This window comes from Streptomyces daliensis (assembly GCF_054782395.1).
Genome location: NZ_BAAGSO010000015.1, coordinates 46,004 through 59,419, shown reverse-complemented (window position 1 = coordinate 59,419; position 13,416 = coordinate 46,004). Strand labels below are relative to the sequence as shown.

At 71.6% G+C, this 13,416-nt stretch carries 14 protein-coding genes and 4 tRNA genes; 14 read left to right on the top strand and 4 right to left on the bottom strand.

Features of this window, described 5'->3' with window-relative positions; genetic code table 11:
* Positions 1-80: 80 nt before the first annotated feature.
* From ACYVOO_RS04390 to ACYVOO_RS04355, 8 genes are all read left to right on the top strand, one after another.
* Complete coding sequence (locus ACYVOO_RS04390) at positions 81-965, top strand: DsbA family protein (RefSeq protein ID WP_461014315.1); 885 nt, start codon at positions 81-83, stop codon at positions 963-965.
* Complete coding sequence (locus tag ACYVOO_RS04385) at positions 962-1,804, top strand: cytochrome c biogenesis CcdA family protein (RefSeq protein WP_461014314.1); 843 nt, start codon at positions 962-964, stop codon at positions 1,802-1,804. Before ACYVOO_RS04390 ends, ACYVOO_RS04385 begins: the two co-directional genes overlap by 4 nt.
* 87 nt (positions 1,805-1,891) lie before the next feature.
* Entirely contained in the window at positions 1,892-2,962 is a 1,071-nt protein-coding gene (locus ACYVOO_RS04380; RefSeq protein ID WP_461014313.1) for an ABC transporter permease, read from the top strand.
* A gap of 114 nt (positions 2,963-3,076) precedes the next feature.
* Positions 3,077-3,538: a helix-turn-helix domain-containing protein gene (locus ACYVOO_RS04375; RefSeq protein ID WP_461014312.1), complete on the top strand. Its 462-nt coding sequence runs from the start codon at positions 3,077-3,079 to the stop codon at positions 3,536-3,538.
* 14 nt (positions 3,539-3,552) lie between these two features.
* Complete coding sequence (locus ACYVOO_RS04370) at positions 3,553-3,936, top strand: hypothetical protein (RefSeq protein WP_461014311.1); 384 nt, start codon at positions 3,553-3,555, stop codon at positions 3,934-3,936.
* 408 nt (positions 3,937-4,344) lie between these two features.
* Complete coding sequence (locus tag ACYVOO_RS04365) at positions 4,345-4,548, top strand: hypothetical protein (protein ID WP_461014310.1); 204 nt, start codon at positions 4,345-4,347, stop codon at positions 4,546-4,548.
* 4 nt (positions 4,549-4,552) lie between these two features.
* On the top strand, positions 4,553-5,089 hold the full coding sequence (locus ACYVOO_RS04360; protein WP_461014309.1) for a DUF6879 family protein: 537 nt from the start codon (positions 4,553-4,555) through the stop codon (positions 5,087-5,089).
* Positions 5,086-6,228, top strand: coding sequence for a Scr1 family TA system antitoxin-like transcriptional regulator (locus ACYVOO_RS04355; RefSeq protein ID WP_461014308.1), 1,143 nt, complete (start codon positions 5,086-5,088; stop codon positions 6,226-6,228). The genes ACYVOO_RS04360 and ACYVOO_RS04355 overlap by 4 nt, the downstream gene beginning before the upstream one ends.
* A 67-nt stretch (positions 6,229-6,295) precedes the next feature.
* Here the strand turns inward: ACYVOO_RS04355 and ACYVOO_RS04350 are convergent.
* The 4 genes from ACYVOO_RS04350 to ACYVOO_RS04335 all read right to left on the bottom strand — a co-directional run bounded on the left by ACYVOO_RS04350 (position 6,296) and on the right by ACYVOO_RS04335 (position 8,409).
* Positions 6,296-6,369 (bottom strand) — tRNA-Phe (locus ACYVOO_RS04350).
* A gap of 4 nt (positions 6,370-6,373) precedes the next feature.
* Positions 6,374-6,448: transfer RNA gene (locus ACYVOO_RS04345), tRNA-Asp, on the bottom strand.
* A 38-nt stretch (positions 6,449-6,486) separates the two neighbouring features.
* Positions 6,487-6,559, bottom strand: a tRNA-Glu gene (locus ACYVOO_RS04340).
* A 92-nt stretch (positions 6,560-6,651) separates the two neighbouring features.
* Entirely contained in the window at positions 6,652-8,409 is a 1,758-nt protein-coding gene (locus ACYVOO_RS04335; RefSeq protein ID WP_461014307.1) for a metallophosphoesterase family protein, read from the bottom strand.
* Between the two features lie 122 nt (positions 8,410-8,531).
* On the opposite strand from ACYVOO_RS04335, the gene ACYVOO_RS04330 reads away from it, so the two are divergent.
* The 6 genes from ACYVOO_RS04330 to ACYVOO_RS04305 all read left to right on the top strand — a co-directional run bounded on the left by ACYVOO_RS04330 (position 8,532) and on the right by ACYVOO_RS04305 (position 12,919).
* Positions 8,532-8,894: a metallopeptidase family protein gene (locus tag ACYVOO_RS04330; protein WP_453349409.1), complete on the top strand. Its 363-nt coding sequence runs from the start codon at positions 8,532-8,534 to the stop codon at positions 8,892-8,894.
* Between the two features lie 98 nt (positions 8,895-8,992).
* A complete protein-coding gene (gene crcB, locus ACYVOO_RS04325; protein WP_461014369.1) occupies positions 8,993-9,550 on the top strand; it encodes a fluoride efflux transporter CrcB in 558 nt (185 codons plus the stop codon).
* The gene (gene crcB, locus ACYVOO_RS04320) at positions 9,547-9,921 is read left to right on the top strand and encodes a fluoride efflux transporter CrcB (RefSeq protein ID WP_461014306.1); all 375 of its coding nucleotides are present in this window, start codon (positions 9,547-9,549) and stop codon (positions 9,919-9,921) included. Before crcB (ACYVOO_RS04325) ends, crcB (ACYVOO_RS04320) begins: the two co-directional genes overlap by 4 nt.
* Positions 9,922-9,979: 58 nt before the next feature.
* Complete coding sequence (locus ACYVOO_RS04315; RefSeq protein WP_461014305.1) at positions 9,980-10,621, top strand: hypothetical protein; 642 nt, start codon at positions 9,980-9,982, stop codon at positions 10,619-10,621.
* A 266-nt stretch (positions 10,622-10,887) separates the two neighbouring features.
* Positions 10,888-12,783, top strand: coding sequence for a DEAD/DEAH box helicase (locus ACYVOO_RS04310; RefSeq protein ID WP_461014304.1), 1,896 nt, complete (start codon positions 10,888-10,890; stop codon positions 12,781-12,783).
* 63 nt (positions 12,784-12,846) lie between these two features.
* A tRNA-Lys gene (locus ACYVOO_RS04305) sits at positions 12,847-12,919 on the top strand.
* Positions 12,920-13,416 lie beyond the last annotated feature (497 nt).

Sequence of the window (13,416 nt, the reverse complement as noted above, 5' to 3'; positions counted from 1 at the left end):
GTCAGCCGTCAGCGCAGCTCAGCGCGGCACTCGGCACGGCTTTCCCACTTCGCTCCGCTTCTCACGCTCAGGAGACCCGTATGTCCAAGTCCTCCTCTCCTTCTCCCTCGTCCTCCTCCCCCTTCCCCTCCCGTACGCCGTCCCGGCCGCCGTCCTCCCGTCCCGGCTCCCGCAAGGGCGTCGTCATCGGTGTGATCGTCGCGGTGGTCGCGCTGCTGGCCGGGTGGCTGTCGCAGTTCGCCGTCCAGGGCGGCGGCGGAGCCTCGGGCAACGGTGGCAACGCCACCGTCGAGTCGGACGACTCCGCCTCCGGTGGCTCGCCCGAGCTGATGGCGCTCGCCAGGCGGGCCGACGGCGACCCGTTGGCGATGGGGAAGAAGGACGCGCCGGTCGTGATGATCGAGTACGCGGACTTCGGCTGCTCCTTCTGCGGCAAGTTCGCCAGGGACACCGAGCCGAAGCTGGTGAAGGAGTACGTCGAGGCGGGCGTGCTGCGCATCGAGTGGCGCAACTTCCCCATCTTCGGCAAGGGCTCCGAAGAGGCGGCGCTCGCGGGCTGGGCCGCGGGCCAGCAGGGCCGCTTCTGGCAGTTCCACGAGGCCGTCTACGCGGACGAGAAGGCCAAGGAGAAGGGGTTCGGCGAGAAGCGGCTGCGGGCCTTCGCGAAGCAGGCGGGCGTGCCCGACCTGGACCGCTTCGACCGCGACCGCGAGAGCAGCGCGGCCCAGAAGGCGCTCGGCCGCGACCAGGAGGAGGGCTACGGGCTCGGCGCCAGCAGCACCCCCGCCTTCCTCGTCAACGGCGAGCCGATCGCCGGAGCCCAGCCCGACGAGGTGTTCACGGACGCGATCGAGCGCGCCGCGAAGGCGGCGAAGAAGAAGGGCACGGACGCGAAGACCGGCGGCGGAAAGGAAGAGGACGACGGCAGCGGCGAGGGCGAGAGCGACAAGGGGAAGGACCAGTGACCGACGTCGGCTACCTCGCCGCCTTCCTCGGCGGCCTGCTCGCCCTGCTCAGCCCGTGCAGCGCCCTGCTGCTCCCGGCCTTCTTCGCGTACTCCATCGACTCGACGGGCAGGCTCGTCGCCCGTACGAGTGTCTTCTACCTCGGCCTCGCCACCACCCTCGTCCCCCTCGGCGCCGCGGGCTCGTACGCCGGACGCCTCTTCTACGGGCACCGCGACACCCTCGTCTCCGTCGGCGGCTGGCTGATTATCGCGCTCGGCGTCCTCCAGATCCTGGGCATGGGCTTCGCGCCGCGGAAGCTGCGGGAGGTCTCGGGCCGTATCAGGCCCACCACGGCCCTCTCCGTCTACGCGCTCGGCGCGGTCTACGGCCTCGCCGGGTTCTGCGCGGGGCCCATCCTCGGCAGCGTGCTGACCGTGGCCGCCGTGAGCGGCAACCCCTTCTACGGGGGACTGCTGCTGGCGGTGTACGCGCTGGGCATGGCGGTGCCCCTGTTCCTGCTCGCGCTGCTGTGGGACCGGCTCGACCTGGGCCGCAGGCGCTGGCTGCGGGGCAGGGAACTGCACGTGGGACGGTTGCGGCTGCACACCACCTCGCTGCTGTCCGGGGGCTTCTTCATCCTGCTCGGCGCCCTGTTCCTGGCCTACGACGGCACGTCGGCGCTGCCGGGGCTGCTCGACGTGGACAGCGCGTTCGCGGCCGAGCGCTGGGCGGAACGCGCGGGGAACGCGGTGCCCGACGCCCTCCTGCTGGCCGGTATCGGGGTGGGCGTGGCGGCGGTGGCGCTCGGCCGCTGGGGCCGGCGGCGACGGAACGGGGCCGCCCGTACGGACCCGTAACCCTCACCTGTCATCCCCCGCCCCCTCATCCGCCATCCGCACCGCTTCCATGAGAAAAGGTGCGAAGCCGCACTTAATGTGACGTTCATGAGCGAGCAGCACCACCCTCCCCACGGAGCACATGGACGCCGGCCCGCCAGGGGCGCCGCATGGCGGACGTTCAAGGACTCGCCGTTCTTCCCCGCGACGGTGCTGGTGCTGATCGTCGCGGCGGCGGCGGGCCTCTTCGCCGGTTCGTACACCTACGCCATGGCCGACCCGACCCCGCACCACATCCCCATGGCCGTGGTCGGCACCGTGGACAGCCAGCGGGAGGCCCGCGCCTTCACCGCCGGGATGGAGAAGGCGCTGGGCTCCTCGCTGGAGGTGCGCCGCTATCCGACGGACGAGAAGGCCGAGCAGGCCGTCGAGGCGCAGGAGGTCTTCACCGTCCTCCGGGTGGAGAAGAAGGGGCGCGTGGAGATGGACATCTCCAGCGCCTCGGGCGCCTCCGTCGCGCAACTGCTGGAGAAGGCCGGCCCGAAGGTGGGCAAGGCCGTGGGCGTGGACGTGACGGTGAAGGACCTCAAACCGCTGGCCAAGGGCGACCCGCGCGGCCTGGCGATCTTCTACATCTCCCTCGCGGCCGTGATCATCGGTTTCGTCGGCGCCATCCAGCTCAGCGTCCACGCCCGCGCCCTCAACCCGCCCGAACGCATCGCCTTCACCGTCGCCTACGCGCTGCTCGGCGGCTTCGTGATCGCCGCGATCGTGGACTGGGGGCTGGACGCGGTACAGCTCCCCTTCGTGCAGTCCTGGCTGATCCTGGCGCTGACGATGTTCACGTCGGGCATGGTTTTCACCATGTTCAACACGCTCTTCGGGCGCTGGGCGATGATCCCCACCTGGGGCCTGATGGTGCTGCTGGGCAACCCCTCGTCGGGCGGCGCGGTCTCCTGGCCCCTGCTCCCCTCGGTCCTGGGCACGATCGGCCGCTGGCTCCCCCCTGGCGCCTCGGTCAACGCCCAGCACACGGCCGTCTACTTCCCCGGCTACCAGCACATCCAGCCCTACCTGGTACTGGCCGCGTGGGCGGTGGTCTCCTGCACCGTCTTCTGGCTCTGGCGCCACCGCCACCCGGGTGGCCGCCCGAAGAACGGGGCCCACGCGGAGGGGTGAGGGGGTGGGGTTGTTGCGGTTGTTTCGAATATTGCGGATACTGCTACTAGCTGGGTAGTGCCGACCGCGATGAAGAGATCTCCCGCACCACCTACCGCACATAGGGGCGCGCTCATGTCCAAGATCGATATCCGCCCGGTGAAGCTCCCGGACGACAAGCAGGAAACCGCGAACCATGCCTTCGTGAGGGTCCGGTCATATCTGGCGGAACACCAGGACGCGTCCCAGATGAAGGTCAACGTTCAGGACGCCGGTGATCGTGAACCCCTGACCCTCCCCCGTGAGGCCGTTGAACTCCTCGCTTCGCTCCTCGCCCACCTCGGCGCGGGCCGGGCCGTGTCCATCGTTCCGTCCGATGCCGAACTCACCACTCAGCAGGCCGCTGACCTGCTCAATGTGTCCCGGCCCTTCCTCATCGGCCTGCTGGACGCAGGAGAGATCGAGTACCGGACCGTTGGCACGCACCGCAGAATCACCGCGTCGTCCCTGCTGGAGTATCAGCGCAAGGACGATCATCGTCGTCGGCTGGTGGCCGACGAACTCACGCAGCTCGGCCAGGAGATGGGACCGATCTAGGGCATGGCCTTCACGTGCAGGCGAAGTGGACGGACCAGATCCTTGACGAGACCTTCCGCAACCTCAAGGAGAACCGGCCCGACACCGAGCCGCACAAGCTGGACCGGACGCGGGAGCTGATGGCGGGCGCGGTTCGGGCGAAAGCGCAGGTCATCGTCACATTCAATCTGAGGGACTTTCCAGCGGGGAAGTTATCGGTGTGGGACGTGCAGGCCGTCCACCCGGACGCGTTCATCGAAGCGCAAGTGGATCTCTCGCCCCAGTTGGTGTTCGTGGTGCTGACGCAGATTGCGGATGCCCGGAAGAGCCCGCCGAACGCCGTGGTCGCAGACGTGATCGCCTCGTTGGAAAGAGAAGGGCTGGTCGGCTCAGCCGCAGCGCTGCGGGCCCTGGCCTGAGTTCCCGTACGTGTGGCCCGGCGCATCGGCGTACCGGGCGGCATCGCGTACGGCTCCGGCACGGCCGTCACGACACAGTGCAGCAAGAAGTCCCGGACGGGATTCCCGTCCGGGGCTGCTCACTGCTCATGCGGTGTGGCTGGGGCCGGGGTCGAACCGGCGACCTTCCGCTTTTCAGGCCGGGACCATGCCTGAGCTGGGCAGGAAGCGGCGGCATCCGTGATCCTGCCGCGTGTGGGGTTGTACGCCGCTGTTGGCGTACGGGGTGGCGTACGGCTTCGGGAGTGGTCAGAGGTTGCGCGCAACATCGTCGGGCGACGTGCGTAGGCGCAATCCCCGGCAATCCCGCAGCGCGCCCGCTTCATGGCCCGCATCCTGGTCCCCGGTACGCCGACGAGGGAGGCAACGGTGGCGCTTGAGTTCCTGGGGACCACGTCGAAGGACGGGGACTGCCCCACGCTGTACCGGGACACGGAGACAGGGAACATCGTCGTCCAGGGCGACCGTCTCACCGACCCTGACCATCTCGCCCAGCTCCGCGACGTCAAGGCGTCCGAGACGTGCGTGATCGTCCCGGCCGAGTTGCTGACGCGCTTCGCGCCGAAGGGGTGACCGTGTGTCCGAGCTGATCGCTGGCCCGGCCATCACCGCTTTCTTCCGCGACGGGTTCGAGGAGACCGCCTGGCGGTGGGAGACGCGTCGCGCCTACGGGGTGCCCCACGAGTCGGAGGACTTCCAGCGGTTCCTGCGGGGAGAGCCGCCCTGCCGGGATCTGGACCGCCCGTGGCTGGTGACGATGCGCGCCCTGCGCGAGGAAGGGAAGCGGGTGGGGCGGGTGCGTGTGCTGGACCAGCCGCCCACCGACTATCAGCGGTGGTTGCTGGAGGACGTGCTCGACAGCGTCGAGGCGGGCGAGGACATCCGCTACCTGCCCCGTGCGGAGGCGGACGGGCTCGGCGTCTCCATGCGGGACTTCTGGCTCTTCGACTCCCGCACGCTCGGGCTCTTCCACTACGACGGTGACATCTCGCTGGGCATGGAGCTGCGTCAGGACCCCGCCGAAGTCGACGCCGCCCGCCGTATCCAGGCGCTGGCCACGGCCCCCGCACAGCCCGCTGCCGAGGTGGTACGGCGGGTACGTTCCTCGATGTGAGCACCGACTTCCAGACCGCCCGCGTCGCGCTCGGCCTGCGGCTGCGCGAGCTGCGCACCGAGGCCGGGCTGAACGGTCGGCAGCTCGCCGCCCGGCTCGGCTGGCAGGCGTCCAAAATCTCCCGACTGGAGAACGGCAAGCAGAACCCCACGGCTGCCGATCTGGACGCCTGGTCAGCGGCCGTCGGACAGCCGGAGCGCGCCACGGAGCTACGGGGGCGTCTGCGGGGACTGGAGACCCTGTACCGCTCGTGGCGCCGGCAGCTCTCGGCCGGACACCGGCCACGGCAGGAAGCGGGCATCACCGAGACACAACGCACACGCCTGACGCGGGGCTTCGAAGCCTGCGTGATCCCCGGCATGTTCCAGACCGCCGACTACGCTCGTAGCGTGCTGAGCCGGTACGCGGCGTTCCGCACCACCCCGCGCGACACCGAGGAAGCGGTCAACGCTCGCATCCGCCGTCAGGATGCCCTGTACGAGCAGGGCCGCGAGTTCCGCGTGCTGGTGTGGGAGGGCGCACTGTACGTGCGGGTCTGCCCCCGCGAGGTACTGGCCGCGCAGCTCGACCGCCGCGTCATGACGGACGCGATTCGCGGCGCGGACTGGCTCGCCCACTGCTCACCCACCCCGGACGCGGTCTTCGCCGCCTGGGCCCGGGACGAACTCGCCCGTATCCCCACCGGCCCCTACTGGGCGGCTGTCGAAGCGGACCTGCTGCGCAGCGTCCGCGCCATGGAACCCCTCTCCCGCGCGGACCTGCTCGGCCCGGTCCTCGCCCACCCGGAGACGGAGCGCGCCTGGTGGCTGGTCCCACCCGACGCCCACTCGCACCTGGCCGACCTCGCCCAGTTGACCGTGCACGAGAAGGGCTGGCCGCTGCTCTGCCCATCGCCAGAGCACGGGACACAGGGCATGTGCTGGCTGGAACGCCCAGACGGCACGGGCAAACTCACCGACCCGGCAGGGCTAGGGGCCGCGTTTGGCCGAGGTGGGCGACTGCCTGCCGAGGTGTGGGGCCGTGCGTGGTCTGCGGAAGGTCTACGCTCACGCGTCGCTGGACGAGAAGCGGCGCGCTCTGGACAAGCTGAGCAGCCAGCTTTCCTGAGCCTTTCCCGACCCACTGATGTCAGGTGGTGATGTCACGCCCAGCAGAAAGGCCCCGAGAGGATCACCTCTCGGGGCCTTTCTTACTGCTCATGCGGTGTGGCTGGGGCCGGGGTCGAACCGGCGACCTTCCGCTTTTCAGGCGGACGCTCGTACCAACTGAGCTACCCAGCCGCAGCGGTCCTGACGGGATTTGAACCCGCGGCCTCCACCTTGACAGGGTGGCGAGCACTCCAAACTGCTCCACAGGACCTTGCGTTGTGCGAGACAAGTCTCGCACAGGATGGTGCGTGCCCCCAACGGGATTCGAACCCGTGCTACCGCCTTGAAAGGGCGGCGTCCTGGGCCACTAGACGATGAGGGCTGATGGCCCACCTGGGCGCTTCCTCTTCGCTCAGTCAGCGCCGTCGGGGACGTGAGAAGCATATGGGATACCGAGGGGGATCGCCAAAACGGTTAACGGGAGCCGCTGGGGGAGGGGGTCGGGGAGGAGCCGGGTTCGACGTCTTCGGGGAGGTGGCGGGAGACCTCGGCCGTCGAGAGGCCCAGGCCGCCCAGGGTGATCTCGTCCCACGCCTGGAGCCTGTCCTTGTCGCGGTCCAGGTAGAGGACGGACGCCTCGACCTGCTGCGGCTCGTCGCCCTCCACCGCGCGCAGTCCGCCGCCGCCGGTGGTGCCCTGGACCATCAGCCGGGTGCCCTGGGCCAGTACCTTGTTGTCGCGCTGGTGGGTGTGGCCCGCCAGGGCGAGGGGGACCAGGCCGTCGGCCTGTTCGGCGAGCACGGGGTTGTGGCCGACGGCGATGTCGACGGGCGTGCCCGCTGCCTTCTGGGCGCGCAGGCCGACCGCGAGGGCCTTGCCCGCCTTCTCCTCCGACGGGTCGCCCTCGGGCACCACCGAGCGGTCCGGGGTGAACTGCGGATCGCCCCAGCCCGCGAGGCGCAGCCCGGCGACGTCGACCGGGACGCCGTTGTCGAGGACGTGGACCTCGTTGGCGTCGCCGCCCTTCTCGCGGGCGCGGCGGCTGTCGTCGGCCAGCTTCTCGACGGCCTTCTGGGTGGTGGCCGAGTCGTGGTTGCCGCGCACCCAGACGTACGGCGCGCCCAGGTCGGGGATCGGCTCCAGGAAGCCGTTCTCGGCCGCCGTGCCGTGGTCCATGGTGTCGCCGGAGTCGATGATCACGTCGATCTCGTACTGGTCCACCAGCGACTCGATGATGCGCCAGGCGGCCGGGTTCAGATGGATGTCCGAGACGTGCAGGACGCGGGTGGTGGTCGGGTCGGGCTGGTACGTGGGGAGGGTGGAGGTCGTCTCGTAGAGCTTGGAGACGTTGGTGACCAGGCGGGCCAGCTCCTGCTGGTAGACGTCGAAGTCGGTGACGATGCTGCGCGCGTTGCCGACGACGGACGGTGCGCTCGCCAGCAGCCCGGAGAACTTCGGCTCCAGGACGGACTTCGGGTTCCACGTCGCCAGCGCCGTACCGCCGGAGACCGCGAGCAGCGTCAGCGCGAGTCCGCCCGCGGCGAGGGCGCGGCGCGGGCGGCGGTAGACGGCGAGGCCGAGGGCCGTGGCCCCCAGGACGACGGCGACGGCGGAGCGCAGCGCGAGCCCGAGGGTGCCGGAGCGCACGTCGGAGGCGATCTCCTCCTGGAGGCCCTCTATCCGCTCCGGGTGGTCCACGAGGGCGGTGGCGCGCTCCTGGTCGAGCTGGTCGACGTCGACGTCGAGCCGGATGGGCGCGTAGTGGCTGCGCAGCTCCAGCGCGCCGAGCGGCGAGACGTTGATCTTGGTGCCCCCGGTGAGGGAGGGGCGCAGGGTCATGGTGGTGTCCATGGGGCCCACGGGCGTGCGGACGTTGCCGACGATCAGCAGCCCGAGCCAGGCGCCCAGCAGCACGACGGCGACGAGGCCCAGCGAGCGCCAGTACGGGTGCGGGGTGTGGGCCAGTTGGGCGGTGGGCGCGATGTGGTGGGAGCGGTAGCGGCGGAGCAGTGGGTCGGCGAGCCGCCGCGAGCGGAGCGCGGCGGTCACGACGGGCGCGGCGGCGGCCTTGGCGGCGGCAGCGACGGCAGTGGCGGTGCGGCGCAGGTGGCGCGGGGTGCGAGGGCGTCGTGCGCGGAGGCGACGGGGGCGGCGAGGGTGGCGAGGGTGGCGAGGGTGGCGAGGGTGGAGCGGATTGCCCGGCTTGTTGTCTTCGCTGGCTTCGCTGGCCATGTGGCCCCGTATGCCCTTGGGGCGGTGCGACTATGCGCCGTGGCCGCACCGCCGCGGCTCTCCGGAGGCGGCGGTACGGGGTGCCCATGCGCGAGCGGGGTGCGGTGGCCGACAATGGCCGGGTGCAGGAGATGACGCGCGAGGAGTTCGAGGAACTGGTGGCGCAGGCGCTCGACCGGATTCCGCCCGAGCTGACGAGGCTCATGGACAACGTCGCGGTGTTCGTCGAGGACGAGCCCCCGGCCGAGGACCCCGAGCTGCTCGGCCTCTACGAGGGGACCCCGCTCACCGAGCGGGGCGAGTGGTACGCCGGTGTGCTGCCGGACCGGATCACGGTGTACCGCGGGCCGACCATGCGCATGGTCGAGGCCGAGGGAGGCGATCACGAGCTGGTGGTGGCCGAGGTCGAGGTGACCGTGGTCCACGAGATCGCCCACCACTTCGGCATCGACGACGAACGGCTGCACGCGCTGGGGTACGGGTGAGCTCGCGGGACGGCGGGGGCGGACGGGACGGTGGGAGCTGGCGGTACGCCCATGGCGCGGCGCGTGACGGGGAGGCGCTCGCCGAGGCCGGGGAGGCGGTGGACGCCGACGTCGATCTGCACGTCCCCGCCCACCGCGCCGAGACCGCCAGGGGCCGCGTCTGGCCCGTGCTCGGTGTCATCGCGGCGGGCGGCGCGCTGGGCGCCGTCGCGCGCTACGCGGTGTCGCTGGCCCTCCCCGCAGGCGCGGGCGGCTTCCCGTGGGGGGTCTTTCTGGTCAACGTCGTGGGCTGCGCCCTCATCGGGGTGCTGATGGTGCTGGTGAGCGAGCGCGCCCGTGACGCGCGTACGCATCCGCTGGTCAGGCCGTTCCTCGGGGTGGGGGTGCTGGGCGGCTTCACGACGTTCTCGACGTACGCGGTCGACGCGGCCCGCCTGCTGGAGCGCGGCCCGCTGGCGGAGGGCCCCGCGCGGGCCGGGACGGCGCTCGCGTATCTGGCCGGGACGCTGGTGGCCGCGCTGGTCGCGGTGTGGCTGGCCGCCGTGGTCACGCGCGCCGCGCTGGACCGGCGCGAAGGCCGTCGCGGAGCGCCCCCTCCCGACGCGCCGCAGGGGCGTACGGAGCAGCGCGCCGCGAAGGGGGCGGCGGCACGGTGACCTGGCTGCTCATCGTCGTGGGGGGCGCGCTCGGCGCCCCGCTCCGCTACCTCGCCGACCGCGCCGTGCAGACGCGCCACGACTCCGTCTTCCCCTGGGGCACGTTCGCCGTCAACGCGGCGGGCAGCCTGGTGCTGGGCGGGCTGACGGGCGCGGCGAGCGTGGGCGCCGCCGGGTCGGGGACGATGGCGCTGCTGGGCACGGGGCTGTGCGGCGCGCTGACCACGTACTCGACCTTCTCGTACGAGACACTGCGGCTCGCCGAGCGCGGCTGGCGGTTCCTCGCGCTGGCGAACGCGGTCGCCTCCGTCCTCGTCGGACTGGGCGCGGTCTTCCTCGGGCTGACCCTCGCGCGTGACCTGTTGGGGTGACGGGGAGTTGGGCACTGCGCCCACTCGGCCGAACGCCCGCGCCTGGAGGTCCCCCATCGTGCGCCGTTTCCGTCCTGCCCCCGCCGTCTCTGCCACCACCGCCGTGCTCAAGGCGACGGCGGGCGCCCTGATACTCGCGAGCGTGAGCGGCTGCATGACCGTCCACGGCTCCGGCGGGCACGGGCAGGACGGTACGGCGCCCGGCGGGCGCGGGGGAGGCACGAGCAGCGCGGGGGAGCCCGCGCCCGACGGCGGGGTCGCCGAGACCGGGCACGAGCGGTTCGACGACGGAGAGGGCGGGACGCGAGGCAAAGGCGGCAAGCGCGGCAAGGGCCGCTCGGGCAAGGGGCGAGGCAAGGGCGAGCGCGACGGCTCGGGCAAGGACGGGGAAGCGCGTGACGGCTCGGGCTCACGGGGCGGCGCGGACGCGGGGACCCGGCCCTCCTCCGAGGTCCCACCCCGCGCCACCTACCCCAACAGGCCGCCGAACTCCGGCACTTCCGGCACCTCAGGCGGCGGGTCCGGCTCCGGCTCCGGCTCCGGCTCCGGCTCCGGTTCCGGCTCTGGCGGCGGCTCGCCGACGGCCACGCCGACACGCGCGCCCGAGCCCCCGAGCCCGACCCCCACGCGTACGGACGACCCGCAGCGCCCGGACTCCGGCGACAGGGCGGGCGGCGGCGGTTCCTCCTCCCCGGCCTGACGGGAGGGTCGTCGGAGACATGCGGAGGCGGCAGCGACGGCGGGGGACGCGAGGGGCGGTGGAGGGCGCGGAGATCGTCATTTGCGCCTTGTGCCGTGGGGTGCGTATGCTGGTAGATCGTTTGATCCCATTTGCCCGGCGCCCACATCAGAGCGCGCCGTATGGCGCGTTTCCTGCCTGACCGTGGCTGACCGCATTGAGGCGGTCGTTTGCGAATTCACGGAGTCTGGGCACGTGCCGATGACTCCGAGAGGTTCGTTTTTCGCATGTCTGTTGCCACCCCCGACGCCGTCCTGCCCGAGGACGAGGAGACCGTCACCTTCGGTGATCTGGGTCTCCCCGAGCAGGTCGTACGCAAGCTCGCCCAGAACGGCGTCACCACCCCCTTCCCCATCCAGGCCGCGACGATCCCGGACGCGCTGGCGGGCAAGGACATCCTCGGCCGCGGCCGTACCGGCTCCGGCAAGACCCTCTCCTTCGGTCTGCCGCTGCTGGAGCGCCTGACCAAGGGCCGTACGGAGCGCAAGCGCCCCCGCGGTGTCATCCTCACCCCCACCCGCGAGCTGGCGATGCAGGTCTCCGACGCGCTCCAGCCGTACGGTGACGTGCTCAACCTCAAGCTCAAGGTCGTCTGCGGCGGCACGTCGATGGGCAACCAGATGTCGGCGCTGGAGCGCGGCGTCGACATCCTCGTCGCTACCCCGGGCCGCCTGCGCGACCTGATCAACCGCGGCGCCTGCTCCCTCGACGACGTCGAGGTCGCCATCCTCGACGAGGCCGACCAGATGGCCGACCTCGGCTTCATGCCCGAGGTCACCGAGCTGCTGGACCTGGTGCCCAAGGGCGGCCAGCGGATGCTCTTCTCCGCGACGATGGAGAAGGAGATCGACACCCTGGTCAAGCGCTACCTGACCGAGCCGGTCGTCCACGAGGTCGACGCGGCACAGGGCGCCGTCACGACGATGACCCACCACGTGCTCGTCGTGAAGCCGCGCGACAAGGCCCCGGTGACCGCGGCCATCGCCGCGCGCAAGGGCCGCACGATCATCTTCGTCCGCACCCAGCTCGGCGCCGACCGCATCGCGGAGCAGCTGCGCGAGTCGGGCGTCCGCGCCGACGCGCTGCACGGCGGCATGACCCAGGGCGCGCGCACCCGCACCCTCGCCGACTTCAAGGAGGGCAAGGTCAACGCCCTCGTCGCGACGGACGTCGCCGCGCGCGGCATCCACGTCGACGGCATCGACCTCGTCCTGAACGTCGACCCGGCCGGGGACCACAAGGACTATTTGCACCGCTCGGGCCGTACAGCGCGCGCGGGCCAGTCCGGCACCGTCGTCTCGCTCGCGCTGCCGCACCAGCGCCGCCAGATCTTCCGGCTGATGGAGGACGCGGGCGTCGACGCCTCGCGCCACCTCATCGGCCGCGGCGACGTCTTCGACGAGGACGTGGCCCGCATCACCGGCGCCCGCTCGCTCACCGAGGTGCAGGCCGAGTCGGCCGCCAACTCGGCCAAGCAGGCGGAGCGCGAGGCGCTTCAGCTCACGCGTCAGCTGGAGCGTGCGCAGAAGCGCGCGACGGAACTGCGCGAGGAGTCGGAGCGCCTGACGGCGCGCGCGGCGCGCGAGCGAGGCGACGACCCCGAGACCGCCGTGGCCGAGGCCCAGGCGGCCCTGGCCGCCGAGGTCGAGGCGGAGGCCGAGGAGGAGCTGCGCCGCGAGCAGCGCAGGGAAGAGCGCGAGCGGCGCGAGGCGCAGCGCGGCGACCGCGGTGACCGTGGTGAGCGCGGCGGCGACCGCGGCGACCGTCGCGGCGACCGCCCGTCCTACAACCGCGACCGCGGCGGTGACCGTGGCGACCGCGGCGGGTACCGCCGTGACGACCGTCGCGACGGTGACCGTGGCGGCGACCGCGGCGGCTTCCGCCGTGACGACCGCCCGTCGTACAACCGCGACCGCCGTGACGGCGAGCGCGGCGGCGACCGCGGCGGGTTCCGTCGCGACGACCGCCCGTCGTACAACCGCGACCGCCGCGACAACAACCGCTCGCACGAGCAGCGCCGCCCGTCGGGCCGCCACGACGACCACCGTGGCGGCGAGCACCGCGGTAGCGGACGCCCCCTCGAGCGCCGCACGGACAAGCCGCGCTGGAAGCGCAACGGCTGACACCCGTCCTCGAAGGTGAATGCCTTCGAGATGCGGCAGACCAGCGGGCTATGCTGCTGGGGCGGGCCGTTAGCTCAATTGGCAGAGCAGTGGACTTTTAATCCATTGGTTGTGGGTTCGAGTCCCACACGGCCTACCTGTCCGGCCCCAGCTCAGAGCACTTCTGGGCTGGGGCCGCAGTCGTTTCACCGGCCCCAGTGATCGTTTGCTGGCCCCTGCTGGCCCGAAAACCGGCCGATCATGCTGGTGTGCTTCGCCCCTCATACACAAGACAGCCCCCGCCAGCGTTCGCTGGCGGGGGCTGCTGGCGACCGGGCCAGGGTCTGGGGAACCGGCCACCGTGCCCGTCCTGGCCCCCTGTGAAGGGGCTACGTCGGCGTCAGGGCTATCGGAGCAAGGGCGCGTGCGGCTCGGCTGGACCATGGCCTTACCCAGGAAGTGCTGGCAGATCGGGAGATGGGGCACACCAGCGTGTATCTCGACACGCTTCTCCTGCTGGCTGATGCACTGGACATGCCTCTCTCCGATCTCGTACGGGAGAAGTAGGGCCCGGCCATCCGCACCGGGGGCTCGGGCTCGGGCGGCCGGGCTGTCCCGGCGTGGGCACTCGCTCGGGGGTTGCGAGCGCCGCCG

What these genes read in the sequence shown, in the direction of transcription:
- ACYVOO_RS04390 (WP_461014315.1), top strand. Translation starts at nt 81, where the DNA reads ATGTCCAAGTCCTCCTCTCCTTCTCCCTCGTCCTCCTCCCCCTTCCCC.
- ACYVOO_RS04380 (WP_461014313.1), top strand. Translation starts at nt 1,892, where the DNA reads ATGAGCGAGCAGCACCACCCTCCCCACGGAGCACATGGACGCCGGCCC.
- ACYVOO_RS04375 (WP_461014312.1), top strand. Translation starts at nt 3,077, where the DNA reads ATGTCCAAGATCGATATCCGCCCGGTGAAGCTCCCGGACGACAAGCAG.
- ACYVOO_RS04335 (WP_461014307.1), bottom strand. Translation starts at nt 8,409, where the DNA reads ATGGCCAGCGAAGCCAGCGAAGACAACAAGCCGGGCAATCCGCTCCAC.
- ACYVOO_RS04310 (WP_461014304.1), top strand. Translation starts at nt 10,888, where the DNA reads ATGTCTGTTGCCACCCCCGACGCCGTCCTGCCCGAGGACGAGGAGACC.